The organism is Streptomyces sp. NPDC016640, assembly GCF_043076215.1.
In the GTDB taxonomy this organism is placed as follows: Bacteria; Actinomycetota; Actinomycetes; order Streptomycetales; family Streptomycetaceae; genus Streptomyces.
This window is the reverse complement of the sequence record NZ_JBIBRG010000001.1, coordinates 410,984-437,100: the sequence shown is the minus strand read 5'-3', so window position 1 is coordinate 437,100 and position 26,117 is coordinate 410,984. Positions and strand designations below refer to the sequence as shown.

Genomic DNA, 26,117 nt, shown 5'->3' with positions numbered 1-26,117 from the left:
GCCGGACAGACCGACGGCCGGGCCGACTACTCCCCACGGACATTGCTGACGGCACGGGGCGTTGACACCCGCCACGCCACACCCGCCTGCTACAGCGGCGCGGGCTTCGCCCCGGCTCCACCCCCGGCCGCGGGGACCGGGGCGAGGCCGTCCTCGTCGGCCTGCGGCGGCTCCACAGCGGCTCGTGGGCACCGGGGACCCACGGCATCCCTTTCCGGTGCCTCCGCCGTCCGTGCCCCCAGCTCGCACCACACCGTCTTGCCGTCGGGCCCCTGCGCCACGCCCCACCTCAGCGTCAGCGCGTCGAGCAGCGCGAGCCCCCGCCCCGACTCGTCCTCGTCGGGCACCGCCGCACGCAGGACGGGCAGCGCACGCGGGTCGGGATCGGTGACCTCGAGCCGCGTACGGCCGCCGTCGTCGCACCACACCCGGACGGTGACGGGAACACCCTCGCCCAGGTGCTGGATCGCATTGGTGACCAGCTCGCTCGCGCAGAGCTGGACGTCGGTCCCGTAGGCGCGCAGCGCCCGCCGCACGCCGGACACCTCGGCCGGGGCCGCGAGCAGTTCCAGCGTCATGGCCGGTCGCATCACGCGGCTCCCTCGCGGAGGGCGGCGGTCAGGGCCCGGGCGGTCAGGACGTTGCAGGTGCCGAGCGTGATCAGCGGCCGGGTCGGGCAACCGGAGGCGAACGTCGGGAGGTCGACGCCGAGGGACGGCAGCCGGATGCCGTGGACGGCGAGCGCCGCCCGCAGTTCCTCGACGCAGGTGTCGGCTTCGGAGGGGCTGTGCATGGGTGGTTCACACCTTCCAGTGCGCTGTGTGACGAACTGCTCACACTGTGCCGCCGGTCGACGTAGCGTGACAGCCCTTCGGCATCCCGGTCCTGAACTGCACGTATGCGGTTCGGGAGTCGGTAGGGGCGGGGGAACGCCGGGAAGCGGGCGGTAACGGCACACCAAGGACGGTGAACGATGGGGCAGCGCAAGGACATCGACGGCTCGACGGGCGTCCCGACCTTCTACGGCAGCGAGCTGCGCTGGAAACGGGAGGAGGCGGGACTCACCCTCCAGCAACTCGTCGAGGGCAGCTTCTACGGCCCCAGCCACCTCAGCGAGATCGAACGCGGCACGCGCCGGATGCCGGCGGAGCTGGCCGAACACGTGGACAAGGTGCTCGGCACGGACGGGTTCTTCCGGCGCCGGTGCGAGGACGTGCGGAGGGCGAAACGGCGGGGCTACGCGAGCTACTTCGAGCGTGTACTGGAGGCGGAGAAGCACGCGGACAGCATTGAGGAATGGTGTCCGAACTTGATTCCGGGTCTGTTGCAGACGGACGCGTACGCGCGAGCGGTGATGCGGTCGGCGCATCCGCTGGCACAGGACGCGGAGGTGGAGGAGAAGGTCGGCGCCAGGATGGCACGGGCTCGCCTCTTCGAGGACAACCACAAGACACCGGAGTACTGGGCGATCCTGTCCGAAGGGCTCCTGCGTCAGCCGGTCCTTCCTCCGGAGCAGGCTGCAGAGCAACTGGAGCGCATCGCCGGGCTGGCGTGCCGTCGCCGGATCGTTCCACAAGTTCTTCCGTGGAACTGCGGGCCCCACCCTCTAATGATGGGCATGGCGAAAGTCATGACCTTCCCTGATGCCCCACCATTGGTGTACTTGGAGTCCCAGTACAGCGGGGACACCATTGACGATCCGGCCCTCGTGAAGCAATACCGTAAGGCATACGATCGGCTCAGGGCCGCCGCACTGCCCCTGGAGGCGTCCCTCGCCCTGATCGAACAAGCGGCTGAGGATGTGCGAAATGGCAAGCAATACGAATGACTTGAGCACCGCCGTCTGGCGCAAAAGCAGCTACAGCAACGGAACGGGCGGCGACTGCCTGGAGGTCGCCGAGGCCTTCCCCGGTGCCGCCCGCTGGCGCAAGAGCACCTACAGCAACGGTGACGGCGGCGACTGCGTCGAAGTCTGCGACGCCCACACCGCCGTCGTCCCCGTCCGTGACTCCAAGGTCCCCCACGGACCGGTCCTCACCATCACGGCACCGGCCTGGACGTCGTTCGTCACGTCCCTCAAGTAGGTCCCGCCGCGTGCCACGGCCGGTCGGCGTCGACCGCTTCGACGCCGACCGGCCCGCCTCACCGCCACGGGCGGGACGTCCCCCGAACCACCCGGGGTGCCGTGACCCGTGCCGCGTACTCGGCCGGCTGCACCACCCGGCGGGACATGCTCACCCGGGGGCTGAGGACCTCTACCCTGCCGAAAAGGGTGAGCATTCAGCGGACTGATGCAACGTGCGCACTCACATGAGCGGTGCGCGAACACCGGAGGCCGAGATGCTCCCGTTTTTCGGCGGCATACCTGCCTCCTCGCGGTGCGGTTCATCGCCGAACACCACGACGGGACTCCGGAATCCGGGCGTTGCCCCGGTCGGCACCGACGGAACCGACGTCATCGTCATCCGGGTGACGCCGATCAGGAGGAGCCGCCACCAGCACCGCCGGAAACCAGTACTGGCCGCATGTCATCCAGCCCCGCCCAGGCCGTCGTGGGCGAGGCGCCGGCGGTGCGCGGAAAGCTGGAACTGGACGGTCCGGCTCCCGCCGAGCCGCTGAAGGTCACGGCGACCCGCACCGACGCGAACGGTACGCAGGGGCTCGGCACCGCGACCGTCAAGGCGGACGGCCCCTTCGCCGTCGGCGACCCGCCGCGTACCCGGGGCGAGACGACCCGTACGGTCGGCCGGCCCGGCGACGACCCGCACGAGGGGGCCACGGCGTCGGCGACGTTCCGCGTCACCCGCCGACCGCGCGGAAAGCGCCGGCGGGGCACCCCGGGCGTGCTGCCCGGGGTGCCCCGCCGGCGGTGCCGTTCATGGCGCCCGGTCCGCGCGTCGCTGCGGGTGCACGCGGACCGGGGCCGTCTGTGGGAGCCCGGTGGGCTCAGTGGGACGCGAGGGTGCGCGGCTGCTGGGCCGCGTTGTGGGCGTCCATCCGTTCGGCGGCGAGGATCGCCACCGCCGTGTCGGCGCGGGAGGCGGCGACGACCAGGGCGCGGCCGGCGAGGGCGTGCGCCCGCCGGTGCAGGGCGGCCGCGTTCGGCTCGCGGCCGGTCGCGGCCGCCGGCGCGCGGGCCGGCACACGTCCTCCCCGCAGGCGGGTTACCTGCTCGGCGAGCCGTTCGGCCGCGGTGTCCAGGTCGGCCGTGTGAGCCACCACGCGCAACTCGTCGGTGACGGTGAGCAGCGCGGCCAGATGGCCCGCGAGCTGGATGTCCAGCTCTTCCTCACGAGTGCGGTGGGGGAAGTCGTCGGAGGTGCCGGCCATCGTGCTGTGGACCGACTTGGTGCGGATCGGCTCGTACATGGATGGCCTCCTGGATGCCGGCAGGAAACCATCCTACATTAGATTCTGTCTAAAGTTGAGTCGTTCGTAAGTGCGCCGTCTCAGGGCTGGCCGTACCCGTCCAGGAAGCGGCCGATCCGGCCCACCGCGTCCCGCAGGTCGGTGACCGACGGCAGGGTGACGACCCGGAAGTGGTCCGGCTCCGGCCAGTTGAAGCCGGTGCCCTGGACGACCATGATCTTCTCCTGGCGCAGCAGGTCCAGGACCATCCGCCGGTCGTCCTTGATCTTGAAGACATCGGGATCCAGGCGCGGGAAGAGGTACAGCGCCCCCTTCGGCTTCACGCAGCTCACGCCCGGGATCCGGGTCAGCAGCTCGTACGCCGTGTCCCGCTGCTCGCGCAGCCGGCCGCCCGGCAGCACCAGGTCGTTGATCGTCTGGCGTCCGCTGAGCGCCGCCACCACGCCGTGCTGCCCCGGCATGTTCGCGCACAGGCGCATGTTCGCCAGGATCGTCAGGCCCTCGATGTAGGAGTCGGCGTGGGCGCGCGGGCCCGAGATCGACATCCAGCCCACCCGGTAGCCGGCCACCCGGTACGCCTTCGACATGCCGTTGAAGGTGAGGGTGAGGAGGTCCGGGGCGACGGAGGCCGTGGGGATGTGCTTCGCGTCGTCGTAGAGGATCTTGTCGTAGATCTCGTCCGAGCAGACCAGCAGGTTGTGGCGGCGGGCGATGTCCGTCAGGCCCTTGACGACCGCCTCGTCGTAGACGGCGCCGGTCGGGTTGTTCGGGTTGATGATGACGATCGCCTTGGTGCGGTCGGTGACCTTGCGCTCCACGTCGGCGAGGTCGGGCATCCAGTCGGACTGCTCGTCGCAGCGGTAGTGCACCGCCGTGCCGCCGGAGAGCGAGACGGCGGCCGTCCACAGCGGGTAGTCCGGGGCGGGGACGAGCACCTCGTCGCCGTCGTCCAGCAGCCCCTGCATCGCCATCACGATCAGCTCGGAGACGCCGTTGCCGATGAAGACGTGCTCGACGTCGGTCTCGATGCCGAGGGTCTGGTTGTGCATGACCACCGCCCGGCGCGCGGCCAGCAGGCCCTTGGCGTCGCCGTAACCGTGCGCCGAGGCGACGTTGCGGAGGACGTCCTCCAGGATCTCGGGCGGGCACTCGAAACCGAACGCCGCCGGGTTACCGGTGTTCAGCTTGAGGATGCGGTGACCGGCCGCCTCCAGTCGCATCGCCTCCTCGAGCACCGGGCCCCGGATCTCGTAACAGACGTTGGCGAGCTTGGTCGACTGGATCACCTGCATGCAGGGAGCTTACGGCCCGCTCGTGCCTTTTGGGCCGTGTTCTCCGACACGTGGGACGCGTCGTTTCGGGTGGTTGTGTCCGCGAGGCCGTCCGTCTTCGTCACCCCGCACCGAGCCTCCCCGCGGCGGGCCCCCTTCGCCCCCGGATCCGGGTGACCCCGAGGGCCGCGGCGCGCCGGGCCACCGGCCGGAAACGCGTCCTTGTCCCCCCTTCGCCCACGGCATAACAATGCGCATGACAATTTTGTGGGTGGCCGGAGGATGTCCGGCCGCCCGACGCCGCAAGAGGGGACCCCCATGAGAAAACCTCTCGTCGTCGCGTTCTGCGCCCTGGCCCTCGCCGGGGCGGGCGCGACTCCCGCGGTCGCCGCCGCGCCTTCCCCCACGGGCGCGGACACGACCACGGGCGCGGTCCCGGCCACGTTGACGGATGTCGTCGACGGCACGGTCGGGACCGCGGCGGACACCCTGAACGGACCCACCGCGCACCGGGCCGGCGCGGTGGGCTTCGCCGGCACCGTCTCGCTCAGCAACTGCTCCGGTTCCGTCGTCCGGATGCCCGACTCGGCGGCCGACGACCCGGCGCTGGTGCTCACCAACGGCCACTGCCTGGAGAGCGGCTTCCCGGCGCCCGGCCAGGTGATCGTCGACCAGGCGTCCAGCCGCACCTTCGGGCTGCTGAACTCCTCCGGCTCCAAGGTCGCCACCCTGCGCGCCGACCGGCTCCTGTACGCCACCATGACCGACACGGACGCGGCGATCTACCGGCTCGGCACGACCTACGCGCGGATCAGGAGCTCGTACGGCATCGACGCGCTGACGCTGAACGACACCCGGCCGACGGCCGGAACCGCCATCAGCGTGGTCTCCGGGTACTGGAAGCGGATCTACAGCTGCTCCATCGACGGGTTCGCGTACCGGATGAAGGAGGGCGACTGGACCTGGAAGGACTCGGTCCGTTACACCTCCGCCTGTGACACCATCGGCGGCACCTCCGGCTCGCCGGTCGTCGACGACGCCACCGGAAAGGTGGTCGCCGTCAACAACACCGGCAACGAGAGCGGCGGGCGCTGCACGGTCAACAACCCGTGCGAGGTCGACCAGAACGGCCAGGTGACGGTCCGGCAGGGCATCAACTACGCCCAGCAGACGTACCCGTTCCCCGCCTGCTTCGGCGTGGACAGCCGGCTCGAGCTGAACGCGAGCGGCTGCACGGTCCCCAAGCCGTAACGGTTTCCGCCGGGACGGGCGGTCAGCGGGAGGTCCCGCGGACCGCCCGCCCCGCCAGTTCGTCCGTGCGCCGCCCGTCCTCGATCACGAACCGCCCGTCGACCAGGACGTGCGGGATGCCCGTCGGCGGCGTCCGGGGCCGTTCGAAGGTGGAGCCCGCGGCGACCGTCGCCGGGTCGAACAGCACCAGATCGGCCCGGTACCCCTCGCGGACCAGCCCCCGGTCCGCCAGCCGCAGCCGCGCGGCCGGCCGCGAGGTCAGGTGCGCGACGCACTCCTCCAGCGACAGCACCCCCAGCTCCCGGACGTAACGCCCGAGATAGTGCGGGAACGTGCCGTACGCGCGCGGATGCGGCTTCGCGCCCCGCAGGATGCCGTCCGAGCCGCCGGTGTGCACCCGGTGCCGCATGATCGCCCGGACGTTCTCCTCGTGGCCGACGTGCTGCAGGATCGTCGGGGCCAGCCTGTCCTTCAGCAGCAGCCCACGCGCGACCGCCCAGGGGCTCTCGCCGCGCGCCCGCGCCGACTCCAGCACCGTACGGCCCACGTACGCGCCCAGCGCCGGGTCGCCGGTGCCCGAGATCTCGATGGTCTCCCACTCCACGGGCACGCCGTGGCAGCCGTCCGAGCCGGTGACCTCCAGGTGGTGGCGGATCCGCTCGGCGGTGCTCTCGTCCGCGAGCCGCCGCAGGACCTCCTCCGGACCGCCCTCGCTCGCCCAGCTCGGCAGCAGCGCCACCAGGGTGGTGCAGCCGGGGGTGTACGGATAGGTGTCGAGGCTGATGTCGGCCCCCGCCTCCAGCGCCCCGTCGAGCAGCGCCAGCAGTTCGGGCGCCCGGCCCTTGTTCACGCCGAAGTTCATCGTGGCGTGCGCCAGGTGCAGCGGGCAGCCCGCCTCCCGGGTGAGCGCCACCATCTCCTCGTACGCCTCCAGGGCGCCCGCCCCGTAGGAGCGGTGGTGCGGGCAGTAGTAGCCGCCGTACGACGCCACCACCCGGCACAGTTCGGTGAGTTCGGAGTCCTGGGCGTACATGCCGGGCGTGTACGTCAGCCCCGACGACATGCCGACGGCGCCCTGCTCCATGCCCTCCGCGACCAGCCGCCGCATCCGGTCCAGCTCCCCGGGCGTGGCCGCGCGGTCCTCCCAGCCCATGACCAGCGCGCGGACCGTGCCCTGCGGGATCAGGTAGGCGGCGTTGACCGCGATGCCCCGGTCCAGCCGGTCCAGGTACTCGCCCACCGACCGCCAGTCGAAGTCGATGTCGTCGCCGGGGCCGTTCCAGCCGGCGATCGCCCGGCGCACCTCACCGAGCGTGCGGTCGTCCACCGGCGCGTACGACAGCCCGTCCTGGCCCAGGACCTCGAGGGTGACGCCCTGCGCGGCCTTGGCGCTGTGGTCGGGGTCGCGCAGCAGCGCCAGATCGCTGTGGGCGTGCATGTCGATGAAGCCGGGGGCCAGCACCAGCCCCCCGGCGTCAAGTTCACGGCGGGCCGTAGGACGCTGGCAGCCCGCGTCCGCCGCCTCCTTCACGACCGAGACGATCCTGCCGCGGTCCACGACGACATCGGCGCGGTACGACGGCTCCCCGGAGCCGTCCACGACGTCCGCGTCCCGGATGACGAGCTCTTCCACGCCGGCCCCCTAGAAGAACGTACGGATGTAGTCGACCACCGTGCCGTCCGCCTCGGCCACGGGGATGAGCACCCATTTGTCGAAGGACGTGCACGGGTGGGACAGCCCGAGCCCCACCCAGTCGCCGACCCGGAGATCGGCCTCCCCGGTGGTGCTCAGCCAGGCGTGCTGGTCGGACAGCCCGGTCACCGAGATCCCGGTGGCCGGGCGCTCACCGCCGTCCCGCCGGACCACCTGCGCGAACGGCAGGTGGAGGTCGTAGGCCGCGTCCCGCTTGCCCGCGTTGGTGAACGCCTGCTCGGGGGAGGGGCGGGACACCACCTGCGTCCACAGCCGGAACGCCGGTTCCAGCGCCCCCTCCGCCGGGACCCGGTTGAAGGGCGTCAGCTCGCGGTAGTGGCCGTCGTCGTGCGAGACGTACGCACCCGAGCGCAGCAACTTCAGTACGGGCAGGGAGAGTCCGGGGATGCCGGCGAAGACGTCGGCCACCGCGTCGAACCACGCGCTGCCGCCCGCGCTCACCACGATCTCGTCCAGGCCCGCGAAACGGCCCGCCTCGTCGAAGTCCACGGCGAGCGACACCAGCCGCCGCAGCCAGGCGTGCACCCGCTCCGGATCGGCCCCCGGCACCTCGCCCTCGTACCCGGCGACCCCGACCAGCCGCAGCCCGCGCGCACCGGCCACGGCGTCGGCGACGGCGGCGCACCCGGCCCCGGTCCGCACCCCGGTGCGGGCGCCCTCCCCGGCGGCCAGCTCCACGACCACGTCCACCGGGCGGGAGACCCCCGCGAGCGCCGCGTCCATCAGCTCGACCCCGCGCACCGAGTCGACGTAGCAGACGAACCGGAAGCCCGGGTCGGCGTCCAGCTCCGCCGCGATCCAGCGCAGCGCCGCCGCGTCCACCAGCTCGTTGGCGAGGAAGACCCGCTGGATCCCGAACGCCCGCGCCACCCGCACCTGATGCGGCACGGCGAGGGTGATGCCCCACGCCCCGTGCCCGATCTGGCGGTGGAAGAGCTGCGGGGCCATGGACGTCTTGCCGTGCGGGGCGAAGGCGAGCCCGTGCCGGTCCGCGTACGTCTCCATCAGCCTCAGGTTGTGCTCCAGGCGCTCGGCGGAGAGCGCGAGCACGGGGGTGGTGAAACCGCCGGTGAACAGGTTGCGGCGCTGCGCGGCCAGCTCGCCGACGGTCAGCCCCCCGGCGTCCGGCGGGAGGCCCTTGAAGCGGTGGTCGACGCGTTCCTCGGCGAGCCGGGCGAGCTGGGCAAAGGAGTCGGAGCCGGGGTCGAGGACCATCAGACCTCCCTGATCAGGTGCGTTGCATTTGTTGCAACGCTCATTGCGTATATCGCTCAACGCTGTCTAACATCTCGGCCACGCGGGGTCAACGGACCCCGCGACGCCCGACCCGACGAGGAGCCCCGTCATCGTGACCGTCACCGGACCCGGCAACGCCCCCGACGCCCCCCACGTCGTGGACGTCGTCGCGCTCGGCGAGTCCATGGTGACGTTCCTGCCCACCCGGCCGGGCCGCCTCGCCGACGTCCCCTCCTTCGACCGCGGCATCGGCGGCGCGGAGTCCAACACCGCCTGCGCGCTGGCCGCGGCCGGGCACACCACGCGGTGGGTCAGCCGCGTGGGCGCCGACGGCTTCGGCGACCACCTCCTGGAGACGATCGCGGGCCACGGCGTCGACGTGTCGTACGTCCGCCGCGACCCGGACCGCCCCACCGGCGTCTACTTCCGCACGGCCGGCGACCGGGCCGGCGACACCCACGAGGTCGCCTACTACCGGGCGGGCTCGGCGGCCTCCGCGATGAGCGTGACGGGCGTCGACCTCGACGCCGCGGGCGCCGGACGCGTCCTGCACCTGTCCGGCATCACGGCCGCCCTCTCCGACGGCTGCCTGGCCCTGCTGCGCCACCTGACCGCCCCCCGCCCCGGCCGCCCCCTGATCTCCTTCGACGTCAACCACAGGCCGGGCCTGTGGCGCGACGGCCCCGGCCCCGAGGTGCTGCTGGAACTGGCCCGCGGCGCGGACATCGTCTTCGTGGGCGAGGACGAGGCCGAATCCGCCTGGGGGATCGACGGAGGCCCCTCGTCCATCCGCGCGGCCCTGCCCGAACCGGACATCCTGGTGGTCAAGCAGGGAGCACGGAGGGCCGTGGCCTTCGGCCGCACCGCGGGCGGCCGTGCCGCCCGGGGCGACGGCGGTCCCCCCGCCCGGGCGGAGCCGGGAGCGGGGAATGACGGGCACGGCGGCACCCCGCCGGCGCCGGTCCGCGCACCCCGCCCGGCCGCGACCGCCCCCGCCCTCGACGTCGACGTCGTCGCCACGACCGGCGCCGGTGACGCCTTCGCCGCCGGCTTCCTCTCCGCCACCCTGCGCGGCCTGCCCCTGCGCACCCGCCTCCGCCACGGCCACCTCACCGCCGCCGCCGCCCTCACCGCCCCCGGCGACCTCGCCGCACCCCCCGCCCGCGCCCTCGCCGACCGCCTGGCCGCCCTGGACGACACCGCGTGGGGGAGACTGCGACTCGGCCCCGGCTGGACACACGCCGACCAAGGGCCCGAGGAGGAGGTACGCACCCCATGAGCCAGACCGTCGACCGCGCGCTGAGCATCCTGCCGCTGCTCGCGGAGGGCCCCGCCGACCTCGGACAGGTCGCCGACCGCCTCGGCGTGCACAAGTCCACGGCCCTGCGCCTGCTGCGCACCCTGCACGAGCACGGCCTGGTCTACCGCCAGTCCGACCAGCGCTACCGCCTCGGCGCCCGCCTCTTCGCCCTCGCCCAGGAGGCGATGGAGAACCTCGACGTGCGCGAGATCGCCCACGCCCACCTCGTACGCCTCAACGAGGAGTGCGGGCACACCGTCCACCTCGCCGTGTACGAGGAGAACGAGGTCCTCTACATCGACAAGGTGGAGAGCCGCTACCCGGTGCGCATGTACTCGCGGATCGGCAAGCCCGTCGCCATCACCGTCGCCGCCGTCGCCAAACTGCTCCTGGCCGACCTGCCCGAACACGAGCGCCGCGCCCTCGCGGAGAAGCTCGACTACCCCCTGTACACGGCCCGTTCGACCCCCCACCCGGCCGCGTTCCTGCGCGAACTGGAGAAGGTGCGCGAACAGGGCTGGGCCACCGACCTCGGCGGCCACGAGGAGTCCATCAACTGCGTCGCCGCGCCGATCCGCGGCGCCGACGGCCGGGTGGTCGCCGCGATGTCGGTCTCCGCGCCGAACGTCGTCGTCACCGCCGACGAACTCCTCACCCTGCTCCCGCTCGTGCGCCGTACCGCGGACGCGATCAGCGGCGAGTACTCCGGCAGGACCCCCGTGCACCACCCCGACAAGGACACCGCATGACCGACAAGACCGAGAAGACCGCGCTCACCCCCGCCACCCACACCGTCCCGCCGGCGCAGTTCTCCCACGGCGTGAAGAAGGGCAACATCCTCCAGGTCGCCGGCCAGGTCGGCTTCCTCCCCCACGAGGAGGGCAAGGCCCCCACCCCGGCCGGCCCCACCCTGCGCGAGCAGACCCTCCAGACCCTCGCCAACGTCAAGGCGATCCTCGAGGAGGGCGGCGCGAGCTGGGACGACGTGATGATGATCCGCGTCTACCTCACCGACGTGGACCACTTCGCGGAGATGAACGAGATCTACAACGCCTACTTCGGCGAGCAGGGCCTCACCCAGCCGCCCGCCGCCCGCACGACCGTCTACGTCGGTCTGCCCGCCGGACTCCTCATCGAGATCGACGCGCTCGCCGTCCTCGGCTGACCCGCGCGCCGCACCCCGCCCGACCCGCACGCCGCACGCCGTACGTCGTCACGGCACGGCGTCCCGCACCCCCTGGGACGCCGTGCCGCGATCCCCCCTGCCCGAAAGCCTCATGCCCTTACCCAGAGGACCCCCGAATGTCCCATCCGTCCCTCCCGCTCGCCGCCTCCGCACCAACGGAGACACCACCGCACACCGGCGGACTGCTCCTCCTGCTCGACGGCACCGCCGGTCTGCTGACCGTCGCCGCCATCGGCATCGCGCTCCTCCTCTTCCTGATCATCAAGGTCCGGCTCCAGCCCTTCGTCGCGCTGCTCGGCGTCTCCATAGCCGTCGGCCTGCTGGCCGGTCTGTCGGTCACCGAACTCTTCGGCACGGTCCAGCGCTCGGACGCGGTGTCCACCATCGAGTCCGGCATGGGCGGCATCCTCGGCCATGTCGCGATCATCATCGGCCTGGGCACCATGCTCGGCGCGATCCTCGAGGTCAGCGGTGGCGCCGAGGTGCTGGCGGGCCGGCTGCTCGGTCTGTTCGGCGAGAAGCGGGCGCCCCTCGCGATGGGCCTCACCGGCCTGATCTTCGGCATCCCGGTCTTCTTCGACGTCGGCATCTTCGTCCTCGCGCCGATCGTCTACGCCGCCGCCAAGCGCTCCGGCAAGTCGATCCTGCTGTACTGCCTGCCGCTGCTCGCCGGCCTGTCGGTCACCCACGCCTTCCTGCCCCCGCACCCCGGCCCGGTGGCCGCCGCCGGACTGCTCCGGGTCGACCTCGGCTGGGTCATCCTGATGGGCGTCGTCTGCGGTCTGCCGGCCGTCGTCGCCGCGTGGGCCTACTCCGCCTGGATCGGCAAGCGGATCTTCGTCGCCGTGCCGCAGGACATGGTCGAGGCGGCCGAGGAGGCCAAGCAGGCCGTCGTCGCCGAGCAACGCGCCTCGGGCGTCGAGCCGCGCGAGGCGCCGGTGCCGCTCGGCACGGTCCTCGGGATCATCGGTACGCCGCTCGTCCTCATCCTCGCGGCCACCTTCTCCTCGATCGCCCTGGACCCCTCCACCCTCCGCTCGGTCATCGAGTTCTTCGGCCACCCCTTCGTGGCGCTCACCCTCGCCCTGTTCCTCGCCTACTACCTGCTGGGCATCCGGCGCGGCTGGTCCCGCAAGTCCCTGGAGACCGTCTCCACCTCCTCGCTGAAGCCGGTCGGCAACATCCTGCTGGTGGTCGGCGCGGGCGGCGTCTTCGGCGCGATCCTCAAGGCCAGCGGCGTCGCCCAGGCGCTGTCCGACACCTTCAACGACGTCGGCCTGCCGGTGATCGTCCTGTCCTACCTGATCTCCGTGGTGCTGCGGGTCGCGCAGGGCTCGGCGACGGTGGCGATCGTGACGACGGCGGGCATCGTCGCCCCGCTGCTGGCCGAGGGGGACCACTCGCAGGCGTTCGTGGCGCTCGTCATCATGGCCATCTCGGCGGGCTCCATCTTCGCCTCGCACGTCAACGACGGCGGATTCTGGATGGTCGCCAAGTACTTCGGCATCAGCGAGCGGGACACGCTCAAGACGTGGACCGTGCTGGAGAGCGTGCTGTCCGTGGCCGGATTCGTGGTCGCCGCGGCGCTCAGCCTGGTCGTGTGAGCCGTGGTGCCCGTGTAGGCGTCTGATAACGAAGTCGGGTCCGACTGTGCCCGGCACGGGTTTGTCGACCATACTGCTGCGCTGTGGAGCAGCGCATAGGTTCGAGCAGCCAGCCCCTGGAAGGCGCCGGGTTCGACCCGGCCTTCATCCCCGGGCTCACCTCACCCGCGTCCGGCCGGGAGGAGGACGCGAAGGCGGAGTCCGAGAAGCCGGAGGACACGGAGGACCCGGAGGAGACGGCATCGTCCGAGGCGGAGCCGACGGAGCCGGCGCAGGAGGCGGAAGAGACGCAGGAGGCCGTCCCCGACGGCCCCGTCTTCGAGGCGTCCGACCGCCGCGCCGCGATGGTCGCCGACCACGGGGGCGTGCGACTGCGCCTGGACGACCAGGAGTGCGAGTTCCGCTGGGACGAGATCGCCGCGGTGGAGACGGAGACCGCCCGCTTCGGCAAGCGGTGGACGGTCACCGTCCACACGCCCGACCGCCGTTGGTACTACCTGGAGATCGAGGCCCCGTCCAGGAGCCGGTTCGAACAGTGGGACGCCGGACTGGACGCGGTCCTCGACGAGTACTTCGAGGACGACGACGGCGGCGGCACGTCCGCGGAGGCCGCGGAGTCCGCGGGGGCCTCGGCGGCCGGGAAGACCACCGACGCACCGGAGGCGGCCGCCGGGGCCACGGACGGGACCGGGACCGAGGCGGCCGCCGGGGACGACGCCGAGCGGAAGTGACCGTCCGACGGCGAGCGGTACCGCCCGCCGGCGGCGGTACCGCCGCCGGCGCCGCCGCCGTCCGCTAACGGCAGTACTGCGCCTCCTTGCCGATGGAGCGGTACATGCAGTCGGCGTTCTCCAGGAGTTGCAGGACGGCGTCCCGGTTACGGGACGTCTCCCGCTCGATCACCTCGTCGGGCGGGTAGAACCCGCCCCCGGAGCTCGAACCCGGGTACATCTCGAAGGTGTAGCCGAAGATCCTGTGCGTGCCCCACAGGTAGTCGTCGATCGACCCGTCGGTGATGTACAGGTCGCTGGACTGCTGGGCGGTGTAGCCGTTGCTCGCGCCCATCTTCTGGCCGACCGCCTTGAACGCGGCGTTGTCGTCGGCCGTCATCCCGGTCGTGGTGTCGGAGTAGGTGTAGCCGAACGGCCACAGCACCAGCTCGCTGTACGTGTGGAAGTCGACGCCGGCCTTGATCTGCTGCACCCCGCCGACGACCCGGCTGCGCACGAAGTTCGCGACGACCTTCACCTCGGTCGCGGACTCCGGGGCGGAACCCCGGTAGGTGTCGGAGGACGCGGAGGCCGAGGAGCCGCCGCAGCAGCCCCAGCGGTAGTCCCAGTTGCGGTTCAGGTCGGTCCCGACGTAGGACGAACCGGCGTTGGGCTGGCGGTTCTTGCGCCATGAGCGGTAGGAGCCGGAGGCGATGTCGTACTCGCCGCCGTCCGGGTTGAGGTCCGGGATGATCCAGATCTCCCGGCCGTTCACCATGTTGGTGACGCGCGAGTCGCTGCCGTACCCGGCGCCGAGCTCGCGCAGCAGGTACAGCGCCATCTCCACGGTCAGGTGCTCGCGGGCGTGCTGGTGGTGGGTGAACAGGACCTCGGGCTCGTTCTCGTCCGCGGCCACGTTGTCACTGATCTTGATGGCGACGATGTCCCGGCCCTGGTAGGACTTGCCGATCACCCGCTTGCTCATGATGCCCGGGTACGCCGACAGCCGCTGGTCGATCTCCGCGTTCATCTCGGCGTAGTTGTGGTATCGGGAGTCGGCCGAGGGGAAGTCGTACAGACGCACGCCGTCGGCGGCGGACGAGCGGTCCGGCGCCGCGCCCAACGGCGTGACCTCGTACCCCTGCTGACGCAGCGTGCGGACCTGGTCGGCGCGGCCGGAGACGACCACGGTCTCCTCGTCGGCCTCGTCCACGGTGACCCCGGAGCGCTGGATCGCCGTACGGGTCACGGGGGTCGTGTGCTGGTGGATCTCGTACTGGCGGATGTCGTCGGCGGAGGGCGCCGGCCGTTTCGCGCTGTCGGCGCCGGCCTCGGTCGCCGTCAGCGACAGAGGCGCCGCGAGGGCGAGGGCGAGCAGGGTGGCGAGCGCGGCGGAGCGTCTGCCACGGATGCGGAGCCGCATGAAGTCTCCTTGTGGGAGGTGGGGGTCGTCCATGACGACGTGCGTGGTGCGGTGCGGTCATCCTCAGGTGCTGGCATGGACTGGTCAAGAGAGTGGTTCCGGTCGTACCGCTCGTCCAGGTGCATCCCGTGAAGATCCCCGCACGCCCTCTTGCCCGGCCGTCCCCCATGGGCTTTGTTGACCTCCATGGCGGACACCACAGAAAACTCCCAGGACATCGGAGCACCGGGCGCATCCGGACCGCACCCCCGCACGTCCAGCTGGCGCCACATCGGGCCCGGCATCGTCGTCGCGGCGACCGGTGTGGGCGCCGGCGACCTCGTCGCCACCCTCATCGCGGGCAGCAACTTCGGCTACACGCTGCTGTGGGCCGCGGTCATCGGCTGCCTGGTGAAGATCTCCCTGGCGGAGGCGTGCGGCCGGTGGCACCTGGCGACCGGCCGCACCCTCTTCGACGGCTGGGCCGGTCTCGGCCGCTGGACGGCCTGGTTCTTCGCCGTCTACGCCGTGATCTGGGGCTTCGTCTACGGCGCGGCGGCGATGTCGTCCAGCGCGCTGCCGCTGCAGGCGCTCTTCCCGGACGTGATGGACCTCGAATGGTGGGGCATCGCCTGCGGGCTGGTGGGTCTGGTCTTCGTCTGGTTCAACAGGTACTCCGTCTTCGAGAAGGTCATGACCGTCCTGGTGGGCGTCATGTTCGTGGTGACGGTGTACCTGGCGATCAGGGTCACGCCCAACCTCGGTGACGCCTTCGCCGGCCTCCTCCCGGTGCTCCCGGACGAGAAGGACTCCGTCCTCAACACCCTCGGCCTGATCGGCGGCGTCGGCGGCACGATCACGCTGGCCGCGTACGGCTACTGGGTCAACGCCAAGGGCTGGACGAACACCGGCTGGATGAAGGTGATGCGCCTGGACAACCGGGTCGCCTACGCCACCACCGGCGTCTTCGTCGTCGCGATGCTCTTCGTCGGCGCGGAGCTGCTGCACTCGGCGGAGATCGCGATCGCGAGCGGGGACAAGGGCCTCATCCAGCTCGGCGACATCCTGGAGGAGGAGTACGGCACGGCGACCGGCAAGCTCTTCCTGATCGGCTTCTTCGCCACCTCCTTCACCTCCCTGATCGGTGTCTGGCACGGCGTCAGCCTGATGTTCGCCGACTTCCTGGCCCGGCAGCGGGGCGAGCGGGAGGCGCGCGGCGACGAACTGGCCTCCGGCCGCCGTGAGCGCTCCTGGGCCTTCCGCGCCTACCTGCTCTGGCTCACCTTCCCGCCCATGATCCTGCTCTTCCAGGGCCAGCCCTTCCGCCTGATCATCATCTACGGCGTCCTCGGCGCCGCCTTCATGCCCTTCCTCGCGCTCACCCTGCTGTGGCTCCTCAACTCCTCCCGCACCCCGCGCGAGTGGCGCAACGGCCGGCTGAGCAACGGCATGCTCGCCCTGGCGGGCCTGCTGTTCCTGGTGCTGTGCGTGAAGCAGGTCTGGGACCAGCCGTGGTCGGAGTTCTTCTGAGGGAGCGGGTGACCGTGCCGGCGCGCGACGCGGGGCCGGGTGGTGCCGCCGCACGGCTTCCGGTCCGTCGCCGGGCGGCACGCCACGTTCGCCGGCCGGGTGCCGCGCGGCAGCCGACGGCCCGTCGGCCTCCGCACCGACGGGCCGTCGGCTCCCGCACCGGTCCGACGCCGGGTGCCCGACCGCGGACGCACGGCCCCGCCCCCTTCCACGTCGGCGGGAAGGGGGCGGGGCCGGTGTTCAGGGGGTCACGGCAGCGCGTGGACGTGCGGGCCCACCGCGCCCGACCAGGCGTTGCCCGCCGTCGCGTCCCAGTTGGTGGACCAGGTCATCGCGCCGCGCAGCGACGGGTAGGTCCTGGACGGCTTGAAGGCGCCGCAGTTCGTGCCCTTCGTCAGGCAGTCCAGGGCGTTGTTCACCACGGACGGGGAGACGTAGCCGCTGCCCGCGCCGCGCGTCGAGGCCGGGAGGCCCAGCCCGACCTGGGAGGGGTCGAGGCCGTTCTCCAGCTGGATGCAGGCGAGCGCGGTCAGGAAGTCGACCGAGCCCTGGCTGTAGACCTTGCCGTCGCAGCCCAGCATGGAACCGCTGTTGTAGTACTGCATGTTGACGACCGTGAGGATGTCCTTCACGTTCAGCGCCGTCTTGAAGTACGCGTTGGACGTCGACTGCATGTCGATCGTCTGCGGGGCCATGGTCAGGATCATCGACGGACCCGCCTTCGCGGACAGTGACCGCAGCGCCTGCGTCATGTAGGTGGCGTCGAGTCCGTTCTCCAGGTCGATGTCGACGCCGTCGAAGCCGTACTCCTGCATCACCGCGTACACCGAGTTCGCGAAGTTCGCCGCCGAGGCCGGGTCGTTCACCGAGACGGTGCCCTTCTCGCCGCCGACCGAGATGATGACCTTCTTCCCGGCCGCCTGCTTGGCCCGGACGTCCGCCTTGAACTGGGCGACGGTGTAGCCGTTCAGGCCCGCCGAGTCCAGGTTGAAGGTGACCGCACCGGGGGTGCCGGTCGCGTCGGCGAAGGCGACCGCGATGATGTCGTACTGGGCGGGGACGTCGGAGATCCTCTGGACGGCCGCGCCGTTGTCGAAGTTCTGCCAGTAGCCGGTCACCGCGTGCTTGGGCAGGCCACCGCCTCCGCCGCTGCCGCTCTCCTTCGTCCGGGCCGCCACCGCCGTGGACCTGGACGACTCGCCCGCCGCGTTGGTCGCGGCCACCTGGAAGGAGTACGAGGTGGCGGCCGCGAGACCGGTCACCGTCGCCGAGGTTCCCGACACCGCCGTCACCTTCGTGCCGTCGCGGTAGACGGTGTATCCCGTCGCCCCCGACACCGCGTTCCAGGCCAGGGACACCGACGAGGCCGTCGTCCCGGAGACGCTCAGCCCGCCCGGTGTGCCCGGGACCGTGGGTTCCTGCTCACCGCCGCCGCCCCCGTCGGGGCCGAAGACCGACAGGTCGTCCACGTGGTACGCCGTCTGGCCGTACCAGCCGTGGGTGTAGACCGTCACCGACGTGGTGGAGGAGCCGGTGGTGAAGCGCGTCGACAGCTGCTTCCAGCTGCCGGAGTCCGGGGTCCAGGCGGACACGTCCGTGGTACCGGTGCCGGTCACGCCCAGGTAGGCGTAGCCGCCCTGCACCCAGCCGCTCAGCTGGTACGTGGAGTTGGGCCGCACCGCGACGGTCTGGGTGCAGCGGGCGTTGTCCTGACCGGACGGCGTGGCCTTGAGCGCGGCCGTACCGCCGTGCACGGGGGAGGAGACGGTCGTCCCGCTGTTCGCCGAGCAGGTCCAGCCGCTCAGTCCCGCCTCGAAACCGGCGTTCCTGGCGTTGTTCACGTCCGCCGCGGACGCCTGGCCCGCGCCGGCGAGGGGAAGGGCGAGGGCGAGGGCGGAGACGAGGGCGCCGGCCCAGACGCGTCTGCTGCGGCCGGGCGTGCGTGGTGCGCGGTCCACTGGGGCCTCCGGTGGGGGAGAAGGGGAGCGGGGAGCGACGGTGGCCACCGTTGGAGGACAAGGTGGTCCAGACCAATAGCCTTGTCAATGGGTCCAGACCAAAAACACGGGCGCCGGGCGCGGGAGTAGGGGTGCGTGCGCGAGGGAAGCGTGGGTCCGGGGGCCCGAAGCGGGGAGGGGCGTCAAGCCGGCGCACAGGACCCACACCTCCGGGTCCGGACCGGGACCGGCGAGATGCTCAACCTGCCCCGTTTTGGCGCACCTTGTGCACCATGAGTTGCTGTCCGGCTGTCCAAACGCTGTTCTCCGGTCACAGGCCCGCGGATACAGTGCTGAGGTAGTCACGCAGTGAAGTCGCCAGGGTGCAACGGAGTAACGCCCGGTGGGCCGACGGGCATGGGGAGAACGGGGAGCCGCGCGTGCCAACCGCCATTGCCGTGACCAGCGCCGACATGGCGCTGCCGGCGCAGGACGAGCGAACCCTGCCCGCCGTGGTGCTGCGGGACCTCGGCACCCGCCCGCTCGAACAGGCCCTGACCGACGTGCAACTGCTCGTCGAACAGCACGGCCACGTCATCGTCGTCTGCTCCCGGGTCGCACCCGTCGCCGTCCGGCGCCGGCTGCACACCTTGCGCTCCCTCCTGGAGAGCGACCGGATAGCCCTGTTCCAGCCCGATCTGCCGCCCCTCGGCGTGGCCGTCCTGGCACGCCAGTTGCGCCAGCTGGCCTCCTGCGACCTCGGCCCCGGCGTCCTCGCCTCGGCCGGCCGCCTGCTGGTCCACTACCTCCACTGCGGCGCGCTGCTGGGCTCCGTCACCCGCCTCGACTGCGTTCCCGTGAACCTGAAGCAGCACGCCAAGTCCTGGATGCCGGGCAGTCAGTTCGCCGTCCTCGCCCACCCGCAGCCGCAGCTCGTCCGCCTCGGCCCCGAAACCGCCCTCGACGGACCCGAGTTCGGCACCTGGATGCTGGTCGCCAAGGGGCAGCTCCCGTCCGACTGGGTGACCGCCGCCCTGGCGCCGGCCTGGAAGGTGCAAGGGCTGCGCGAGTGTCCGCTTCCGGCCGAATCCCCCGGCTGGTGGGGAACGGGCAAGATGATCGAGTTCTGCACCTATCTGCCCGACCTGCCCGTCCTGTACCAGCTGGTCACCTCCGTGCGGCGGAGTACCTGCCACTGGTGCGGCATCGACGTCATCGGCGACCGGTGCGTCTTCTGCTCGGCCACACCACCCGGCCAGGACGCGCCTCCCCGGCCCGGGCCCGAGGACCGGGCGACGGCCGGATGAGTCCCTTACACCGTCGGGCGAGCCCGGTACGGCACCCGGACCGCCGCTCACCGCGTCCGGCCCCGCCTCCCCGCCCACGCCGGCTCTCCGGTCCGATCCCGCCCTTCCGCCCGATCCGATCCTCCGGTCCGATCCCGTTCTCCCGCCCGATCCCGCTCGACCGATATCCCCGATGAGGTTGTACGGTTCATGAACTCCCGTCAGCGCCGCGGCGTGATACTCCTGCTCCTGTCGGTCCTGTGCGCCCTCGGCGCGTTCGCCGGCGTGCTGTCCGTCATCAACGACGTGGAGTCCAAGGTCGGGCCCGAGGTCGCCGCGTACCGGCTGAAGTCCGACGTGGCGCCCTACACCGCCCTCGCCTCGGGCCAGTTCGAGAAGATCTCGATGCCCGAACGGTGGCTGTCCGAGAACGCCGTGACCGATCTGCGCGAGATCCGGGACAAGATCGCCGTCACCACCCTGCGCGCGGGCTCCCTGCTGCAGAGCGACATGATCGTGAACCGGCCCGCCCTCCGGCCGGGGCAGCAGGAGGTCGCCATCATGATCGACGCGGCGACCGGGGTCGCCGGCAAGATCACACCCGGTGCGACGGTCAACGTCTTCGCCACCTTCGCGGGCGAGCGGGAGGGCGACCCCGCCCAGTCCAAGATCATCGTCACCGGCGCCAAGGTCCTCGACGTGGGCCGGCTGACCGCCCTCCGGCCCGACGAGAACGACCGGGGCCGGGAGCCCACCGACGCCGTCCCGATCACCTTCGCGCTGTCCACCATCGACGCCCAGCGCATCACCTACGCCGAGTCGTTCGCCCAGCGGGTCCGGCTCGCGCTGGTCGCACCCGGCAGCGGCACCACCGTCCCGGACTCGCAGCGGACGTACGAACTCGCGAAGGACAAGTGAGAGGCCCGCATGCCCACGAGGATCCTCCCGGCAGTCGGCGACGCGGACGCGGTCCGGTCCATCACCACACTGCTCAGCCAGCTCCCGGACGCCGAGCCGGTGGCCCCGGTGGCCGACTCCACCCAGCTCGTCGACACCCTCGCGCGCCTGGCCGCCGAGTCCGTCGACGAACTGCCCGAGGTCGTGGTCGTGCACGAGCGGATCGGCCCCGTCCCCGCGCTCGAGCTGATCCGCGAGGTGGCCCTGCGCTTCCCGTCGGTCGGCGTCATCCTCGTCACCTCCGACGCGAGCCCCGGCCTCTTCCAGGCCGCCATGGACTACGGCGCCCGCGGCCTGGTCGCCCTCCCGCTCGGCTACGAGGAAGTCGCCAGCCGTGTCCAGGCCGTCGCCCAGTGGTCGGTCGGCGTACGCCGTCATCTGGGCGCCGGCGCCGACGTGTTCGCCGGCGTCGGCGGCCGGGTCGTCACCGTCAGCGGGTCCAAGGGCGGCGTGGGGACGACCCTGACGGCCGTCCACCTCGCCCTCGCCGCCCAGGCGTCCGGCCGCACCACCGCCCTGGTCGACATGGACCTGCAGACCGGGGACATCGCCTCCTACCTGGACGTCCAGTTCCGCCGGTCCGTGGTCGACCTCGCCGCGATCAACGACATCTCCCCGCGCGTCCTGGCCGACGCCGTCTTCCGGCACGACACCGGCGTCGCTCTGCTGCTCGCGCCCGCCGAGGGCGAACGCGGCGAGGACGTCACCGACCGGGCGGCCCGCCAGATCGTCAGCACCCTGCGCTCCCGCTACGAGGTCGTCGTCATCGACTGCGGCGCCCAGCTCGGCGGGGCGGGCGCGGCCGCGGTGGAGATGGCCGACACCGCCCTGCTGGTCACCACCCCCGACGTGGTCGCCGTACGGGGCGCCAAGCGGACGGTGCGGATGTGGGACCGGCTGCAGATCCGCAAGGCGGAGGAGACCACGGTGGTGGTCAACCGGTACACCCGGTCCACGGAGATCCAGCCCCCGCTCATCCAGCGGATCACCGGCACGACGGTCGCGGCCACCACGGTCCCCGCCCACTTCAAGGAACTGCAGGGCGTCGTGGACGCCGGCCGCGTCCACGAGCTGGAGAACAAGAGCACGGTCAAGCAGGCCCTGTGGGGCCTGGCCGGCGAACTCGGCCTCGTCAAGGCCACCGAGGGCACCCACCGGACGGGCCGGCTGCGCGGCGACCGGGGATCGGTGAGCCTCCGGCGGCGGAAGGACGCGGGGGGACGAACATGACGGCGCTGCGACGATCCCGCGACCGGGGCCAGGTCACCATCGAGTTCCTCGGCATGACCCCCACCATCCTCGTGACCCTGGTGGTGCTGTGGCAGCTCGTGCTCGTGGGGTACACGTTCACCCTCGCGGGGAATGCTGCGGACGAGGCCGTACGGGCGGCGACGGCGGCGGCGCCGGGCGCCCGCCAGGGGGCCTGCCGGGAGGCCGGGCTGGACAAGCTGTCGGGAGCGTGGGCGGAGGGAGCGACCGTGAACTGCGCGACCGGGGGCGGCTTCGTCACCGCCGACGTGACGCTGAGCGTCCCCCTCCTCTTCCCGGGCACCATCGGCTTCCCCTTCGACGTGAAGGGGCACGCGGGCGCGGTCGAGGAGGAGGTGGACTGACATGCCGTACCACCGGACGCGGGGCTGCGGGGCGGGGGACCGTCGCGGACGCCGTGACCGCGGTCAGGTCGCCATCGAATACCTCGGCTTCCTCCCCGTCCTGCTCGTCGTCGCGATGGCCGCCGTACAGCTCGGCCTGATCGCCTACACCGCCCAGCAGGCCGGCACCGCCGCCCGCGCGGGTGCGCGCAGCGCCTCGCTCGAGGAGGCCTACGGCTACGCCTGCACCGCCGCCGTCAGCGACTGGCTGGCCGACGGCACCGACTGCGGCGCCGCCGAGGGCGGCGACGCGGTGTCCGTCACGGCCACCGTCGACGTCCCCTCGATCGTGCCGGGCTGGGACTTCGGCCCCGCCCGCAAGACCGCGACGATGCCGATGGACCACTGACCGGGGACGACGGCCGGGCAGGACGGGGGACCGGGGGCCGAGCGGGACCGGGGACGAGAAGCGGGACGGGCGACGAGAACCGGACAGGACCGAGGACGAGAACCGGACAGGACCGAGGACGAGAGCCGAGCAGGACCGAGGAACGAGGGGCAAGCGACTCATGAGCCTGCGGGCACGCATCAACTCCCCCGAGGAGACGGCCGGACGGGGCGAGGACGGCCACCTGGTCGCCTCCTACCGTGCCAAACTCCTGGAGGAGATCGACCTCGCGGAGATGAGTTCGCTGGCAGCGGCCGAACGCCGCGCCCGGCTGGAACGCGTGCTCGGCCACATCATCAGCCGCGAGGGACCGGTCCTCTCCACGGTCGAACGCTCCCAGCTGATCCGCCGCGTCGTCGACGAGGCACTGGGCCTCGGCATCCTGGAACCGCTGCTGGAGGACGCGTCCATCACCGAGATCATGGTGAACGGACCCGACGCGATCTTCGTCGAGCGCGGTGGCCGGGTCGAACAGCTCCCCCTGCGCTTCGCCTCCAACGACCAGCTGATGCAGACGATCGAACGCATCGTCTCCACCGTCAACCGCCGCGTCGACGAGTCCAACCCGATGGTCGACGCCCGCCTCCCCTCCGGCGAGCGCGTCAACGTCATCATCCCGCCGCTGTCCCTGACCGGCGCCACCCTCACCATCCGCCGCTTCCCGCGCTCCTTCACCCTCCGGGAGCTCATGGGCCTCGGCTCGCTCGACGAGCCCATGCTCTACCTGCTCGCCGGCCTGGTGCAGGCCCGCTTCAACGTCATCGTCTCGGGCGCGACCGGCACCGGGAAGACCACCCTGCTCAACGCCCTCTCCGGCCTGATCCCCGAGGGCGAGCGCATCATCACCATCGAGGACTCGGCCGAACTCCAGCTCCAGCAGCCGCACGTCATCCGCCTGGAGTCCCGCCCGCCGAACGTCGAGGGCAAGGGCCGCATCACCATCCGCGACCTGGTGCGCAACTCCCTGCGCATGCGCCCCGACCGCATCGTCGTCGGTGAGGTCCGCGGCGGCGAGTCGCTGGACATGCTCCAGGCGATGTCGACGGGCCACGACGGCTCCCTGGCCACCGTCCACGCCAACAGCGCCGAGGACGCCCTGACGCGTCTGCAGACCCTCGCCTCCATGTCCGACGTCGAGATCCCCTTCGTCGCCCTGCACGACCAGATCAACAGCGCCGTCGACGTGATCGTCCAGCTCACCCGCTTCGCCGACGGCGCCCGCCGCATCACCGAGATCGCCCTGCTGGAGAGCCACGGCGGGGAGCCGTACCGGCTGGCCACCGCCGCCCGTTTCCACGCACGGCCCATGGCCGCCGACGGCCGCGTCCACGGCGCCTTCGAGTACCACCCCCTCCCGCGCCGCACCGCCGACCGCCTCTACATGGCGAGCCAGCCCATCCCCCAGGCGTTCGGCGTCGCCCAGTCCTCCGACCAGCTCGCCACCCGAGAAGCCAGGTAGGAACCGTTCCCATGGATCTGCGGAACCTGATCACGCTGACCACCGGCGTCACCCTGCTGACCTGCGTCCTCGCGGTCGTCGGTGTGCACTCCTACGCCACCGGCAGGGCACAGCGTCAGGCGCTGGTGGACCGTCTGTCGGCCACCGGCCAGATCCCCGTCGCCGGCCGCCGGCGCCATTTCCCCACCCTGGACCGCCGCCTGCGCCGCACGAAGCTCGGCCGCAAGCTGGAACTGCGCCTGCTGGCCACCGGACTGGACATCACCCCCGGCGAGTTCTTCGCCGTCATGCTCGCCACGGTCGCCGGCCTCTGGCTCGTCGGCCAGGCGGCCCTCGCGCCCTTCTTCGGCCCGATCGCCGGACTGCTCGGCAGCTGGGCGGCACTGCAGTTCCTCAACTGGCAGCGCCAGAAACGCATCGAAAAGTTCATCAGCCAACTCCCCGAACTCGCCCGCATCCTGGCCAACGCCACCCAGGCCGGCCTGGCCCTGCGTACGGCGATCGGCATGGCCGCGGAGGAACTGGTGGCCCCCGCCGGCGAGGAGCTGTCCAAGGTCGCCGGCCAACTGGCGATGGGCGCCTCGATGGACGACGCCCTCGGTGAACTCGCCGACCGCCTCCCCTCGCGCGAACTGGTCGTCCTGGTCACCACGCTGGTGCTGTCCAACCGGGCCGGCGGCCAGGTGGTCGGCGCGCTCAGGAACCTCACCGAGACGCTGGAGGAGCGCAAGGAGACGCGGCGCGAAGTGCGGACACAGCTCTCCCAGGTCAGCATGACGTCGTACGCCGTCCCCGTGCTGGGCGTCGGCTCGCTGTTCCTGATGAACGGGGTGAAGGACGGCGCCCTCGAACGCATGACGGGCTCACCCGCCGGGCAGGCGGCGGTGGTCGTCGCGTTCGGCCTGTACGCCGTCGGCTTCGTCCTGATCCGCCGCCTGTCCCGCATCGACGTCTGAGTACGGGAGGGCTGACGGACATGGGACTTCTGCTCGCACTGCTGATGGGCCTCGGCGTCTGGGGCGTCTTCGCCGGACTGCGCATGTACCGGGCCGAGGCGCGGCTCCCCGGCGACCTGATGCTCGCCCTGGAGGTCGGTGCCACCCGCACCGGCGCGGTCGACTCCGTGGTCGACCGCATGGGCATGCGCTACGCCCCCGCCGTACTGCGCCTCATGGGCCCCAAGCAGGTCGCCAAGTACCGCCGGAAGATCGACCTGGCGGGCAACCCCGGCGGCCTCACCCTCGACCGCTACGCCGCCCGCCGCGCGGTCTACGGCGCCCTCGGCACCGTCGGCTTCCTGGTCTTCCTCATGCGCGGGCAGCTCTTCGTGGCCCTGCTGCTGCTCGCCTTCGGCGCGTTCTGGACGGAGGTCGGCATCTGGTCGGCGATCCGCATCCGCAAGGACGTCATCGAGCGCACCCTGCCCGACTTCCTGGACGTCCTGGCGGTCGTGGTCAGCGCGGGCCTCGGTTTCCGCCAGGCCCTGGACCGGGTGGCGTCCAGGTACGAGGGCCCGTGGGCGGACGAACTGCGCATCACGCTCCGCCAGATGGACCTGGGCATGAGCCGCCGCCAGGCCTTCGCGGAACTGCGCCGCCGCAACGACTCCGAACAGGTCACCATGTTCGTCACCGCGTTGCAGCAGGGCGAGGAACTGGGTGCGCCGATCGTCGACACACTGGTGTCGCTCGCCAAGGACATGCGCCGTACGGACGCCCAGAACGCCCGCCGCAAGGCCGCCCGCGCGGTCCCCAAGGCCACCATGATGATCACCACGTTCATGGTCCCGGCCACGATGATCCTCCTCGGTGCGGGCCTGATCCTCGGCTCCGGCATCGACTTCGGCGCGGTCACGGGAGAGTAGG

25 protein-coding genes are annotated in these 26,117 nt (G+C 71.7%); 17 read left to right on the top strand and 8 right to left on the bottom strand.

Annotated features, from left to right (window positions below):
- Nucleotides 1-89: 89 nt before the first annotated feature.
- Nucleotides 90-590, bottom strand: coding sequence for an ATP-binding protein (locus ACF07S_RS02025; RefSeq protein WP_391961579.1), 501 nt, complete (start codon nucleotides 588-590; stop codon nucleotides 90-92).
- Entirely contained in the window at nucleotides 590-793 is a 204-nt protein-coding gene (locus ACF07S_RS02020; RefSeq protein WP_391973215.1) for a hypothetical protein, read from the bottom strand. Before ACF07S_RS02020 ends, ACF07S_RS02025 begins: the two co-directional genes overlap by 1 nt.
- Nucleotides 794-973: 180 nt before the next feature.
- On the opposite strand from ACF07S_RS02020, the gene ACF07S_RS02015 reads away from it, so the two are divergent.
- On the top strand, nucleotides 974-1,828 hold the full coding sequence (locus ACF07S_RS02015; protein ID WP_391973214.1) for a helix-turn-helix domain-containing protein: 855 nt from the start codon (nucleotides 974-976) through the stop codon (nucleotides 1,826-1,828).
- Complete coding sequence (locus ACF07S_RS02010) at nucleotides 1,809-2,084, top strand: DUF397 domain-containing protein (protein WP_391961577.1); 276 nt, start codon at nucleotides 1,809-1,811, stop codon at nucleotides 2,082-2,084. Before ACF07S_RS02015 ends, ACF07S_RS02010 begins: the two co-directional genes overlap by 20 nt.
- An 862-nt stretch (nucleotides 2,085-2,946) precedes the next feature.
- On the opposite strand, the gene ACF07S_RS02005 is transcribed toward ACF07S_RS02010, so the two are convergent.
- Together ACF07S_RS02005 and ACF07S_RS02000 are read right to left on the bottom strand one after the other, a co-directional pair.
- On the bottom strand, nucleotides 2,947-3,369 hold the full coding sequence (locus ACF07S_RS02005) for a hypothetical protein (RefSeq protein ID WP_391961576.1): 423 nt from the start codon (nucleotides 3,367-3,369) through the stop codon (nucleotides 2,947-2,949).
- A gap of 80 nt (nucleotides 3,370-3,449) precedes the next feature.
- Nucleotides 3,450-4,661 (bottom strand): pyridoxal phosphate-dependent aminotransferase, encoded by a 1,212-nt coding sequence (locus tag ACF07S_RS02000; RefSeq protein WP_391961575.1) that lies wholly within the window; start codon nucleotides 4,659-4,661, stop codon nucleotides 3,450-3,452.
- A 297-nt stretch (nucleotides 4,662-4,958) separates the two neighbouring features.
- Between ACF07S_RS02000 and ACF07S_RS01995 the strand changes: the two genes are divergently transcribed.
- Nucleotides 4,959-5,891 (top strand): serine protease, encoded by a 933-nt coding sequence (locus tag ACF07S_RS01995; RefSeq protein ID WP_391973213.1) that lies wholly within the window; start codon nucleotides 4,959-4,961, stop codon nucleotides 5,889-5,891.
- 22 nt (nucleotides 5,892-5,913) lie between these two features.
- Here the strand turns inward: ACF07S_RS01995 and ACF07S_RS01990 are convergent, their stop codons facing one another.
- Nucleotides 5,914-7,524 (bottom strand): amidohydrolase family protein, encoded by a 1,611-nt coding sequence (locus tag ACF07S_RS01990; RefSeq protein WP_391973212.1) that lies wholly within the window; start codon nucleotides 7,522-7,524, stop codon nucleotides 5,914-5,916.
- Between the two features lie 9 nt (nucleotides 7,525-7,533).
- Complete coding sequence (locus ACF07S_RS01985) at nucleotides 7,534-8,820, bottom strand: amino acid deaminase (protein ID WP_391961572.1); 1,287 nt, start codon at nucleotides 8,818-8,820, stop codon at nucleotides 7,534-7,536.
- 133 nt (nucleotides 8,821-8,953) lie between these two features.
- On the opposite strand from ACF07S_RS01985, the gene ACF07S_RS01980 reads away from it, so the two are divergent.
- From ACF07S_RS01980 to ACF07S_RS01960, 5 genes are all read left to right on the top strand, one after another.
- The gene (locus tag ACF07S_RS01980) at nucleotides 8,954-10,120 is read left to right on the top strand and encodes a sugar kinase (RefSeq protein ID WP_391973211.1); all 1,167 of its coding nucleotides are present in this window, start codon (nucleotides 8,954-8,956) and stop codon (nucleotides 10,118-10,120) included.
- Nucleotides 10,117-10,890, top strand: a complete 774-nt coding sequence (locus ACF07S_RS01975; protein ID WP_391961570.1) for an IclR family transcriptional regulator — start codon at nucleotides 10,117-10,119, stop codon at nucleotides 10,888-10,890. Before ACF07S_RS01980 ends, ACF07S_RS01975 begins: the two co-directional genes overlap by 4 nt.
- Nucleotides 10,887-11,306 carry a RidA family protein gene (locus ACF07S_RS01970; RefSeq protein ID WP_391961569.1) on the top strand — a complete coding sequence of 140 codons (420 nt, stop codon included), beginning with the start codon at nucleotides 10,887-10,889 and terminating at the stop codon, nucleotides 11,304-11,306. The genes ACF07S_RS01975 and ACF07S_RS01970 overlap by 4 nt, the downstream gene beginning before the upstream one ends.
- 137 nt (nucleotides 11,307-11,443) lie before the next feature.
- Nucleotides 11,444-12,931: a GntP family permease gene (locus ACF07S_RS01965; RefSeq protein ID WP_391973210.1), complete on the top strand. Its 1,488-nt coding sequence runs from the start codon at nucleotides 11,444-11,446 to the stop codon at nucleotides 12,929-12,931.
- A gap of 83 nt (nucleotides 12,932-13,014) precedes the next feature.
- Nucleotides 13,015-13,662 (top strand): hypothetical protein, encoded by a 648-nt coding sequence (locus tag ACF07S_RS01960; RefSeq protein WP_391973209.1) that lies wholly within the window; start codon nucleotides 13,015-13,017, stop codon nucleotides 13,660-13,662.
- A gap of 64 nt (nucleotides 13,663-13,726) precedes the next feature.
- On the opposite strand, the gene ACF07S_RS01955 is transcribed toward ACF07S_RS01960, so the two are convergent.
- Entirely contained in the window at nucleotides 13,727-15,064 is a 1,338-nt protein-coding gene (locus ACF07S_RS01955; RefSeq protein WP_391973208.1) for a M14 family metallopeptidase, read from the bottom strand.
- A gap of 186 nt (nucleotides 15,065-15,250) precedes the next feature.
- Here ACF07S_RS01955 and ACF07S_RS01950 point away from each other — a divergent pair, with 186 nt between their 5' ends.
- Nucleotides 15,251-16,573, top strand: coding sequence for an Nramp family divalent metal transporter (locus ACF07S_RS01950; RefSeq protein ID WP_391961565.1), 1,323 nt, complete (start codon nucleotides 15,251-15,253; stop codon nucleotides 16,571-16,573).
- 248 nt (nucleotides 16,574-16,821) lie between these two features.
- Here ACF07S_RS01950 and ACF07S_RS01945 read toward each other — a convergent pair whose 3' ends face one another.
- On the bottom strand, nucleotides 16,822-18,531 hold the full coding sequence (locus tag ACF07S_RS01945) for a chitinase (RefSeq protein WP_391961564.1): 1,710 nt from the start codon (nucleotides 18,529-18,531) through the stop codon (nucleotides 16,822-16,824).
- Nucleotides 18,532-18,968: 437 nt separating this feature from the next.
- Between ACF07S_RS01945 and ACF07S_RS01940 the strand changes: the two genes are divergently transcribed.
- The 8 genes from ACF07S_RS01940 (at nucleotide 18,969) to ACF07S_RS01905 (ending at nucleotide 26,116) form a co-directional block, all read left to right on the top strand.
- On the top strand, nucleotides 18,969-19,817 hold the full coding sequence (locus ACF07S_RS01940; RefSeq protein ID WP_391973327.1) for a hypothetical protein: 849 nt from the start codon (nucleotides 18,969-18,971) through the stop codon (nucleotides 19,815-19,817).
- A gap of 189 nt (nucleotides 19,818-20,006) precedes the next feature.
- Nucleotides 20,007-20,714 (top strand): Flp pilus assembly protein CpaB, encoded by a 708-nt coding sequence (gene cpaB / locus ACF07S_RS01935; protein WP_391973207.1) that lies wholly within the window; start codon nucleotides 20,007-20,009, stop codon nucleotides 20,712-20,714.
- A 9-nt stretch (nucleotides 20,715-20,723) separates the two neighbouring features.
- Complete coding sequence (locus ACF07S_RS01930) at nucleotides 20,724-21,983, top strand: CpaE family protein (RefSeq protein WP_391973206.1); 1,260 nt, start codon at nucleotides 20,724-20,726, stop codon at nucleotides 21,981-21,983.
- Nucleotides 21,980-22,366, top strand: a complete 387-nt coding sequence (locus ACF07S_RS01925; protein WP_391961561.1) for a pilus assembly protein — start codon at nucleotides 21,980-21,982, stop codon at nucleotides 22,364-22,366. The genes ACF07S_RS01930 and ACF07S_RS01925 overlap by 4 nt, the downstream gene beginning before the upstream one ends.
- 1 nt (nucleotide 22,367) lies before the next feature.
- The gene (locus ACF07S_RS01920; protein ID WP_391973205.1) at nucleotides 22,368-22,754 is read left to right on the top strand and encodes a TadE/TadG family type IV pilus assembly protein; all 387 of its coding nucleotides are present in this window, start codon (nucleotides 22,368-22,370) and stop codon (nucleotides 22,752-22,754) included.
- A gap of 160 nt (nucleotides 22,755-22,914) precedes the next feature.
- Nucleotides 22,915-24,252, top strand: a complete 1,338-nt coding sequence (locus ACF07S_RS01915; protein ID WP_391961559.1) for a CpaF family protein — start codon at nucleotides 22,915-22,917, stop codon at nucleotides 24,250-24,252.
- An 11-nt stretch (nucleotides 24,253-24,263) separates the two neighbouring features.
- A complete protein-coding gene (locus ACF07S_RS01910) occupies nucleotides 24,264-25,208 on the top strand; it encodes a type II secretion system F family protein (RefSeq protein WP_391973204.1) in 945 nt (314 codons plus the stop codon).
- A gap of 20 nt (nucleotides 25,209-25,228) precedes the next feature.
- Complete coding sequence (locus ACF07S_RS01905) at nucleotides 25,229-26,116, top strand: DUF5936 domain-containing protein (protein WP_391961557.1); 888 nt, start codon at nucleotides 25,229-25,231, stop codon at nucleotides 26,114-26,116.
- The last annotated feature ends 1 nt before the right edge of the window (nucleotide 26,117 follow it).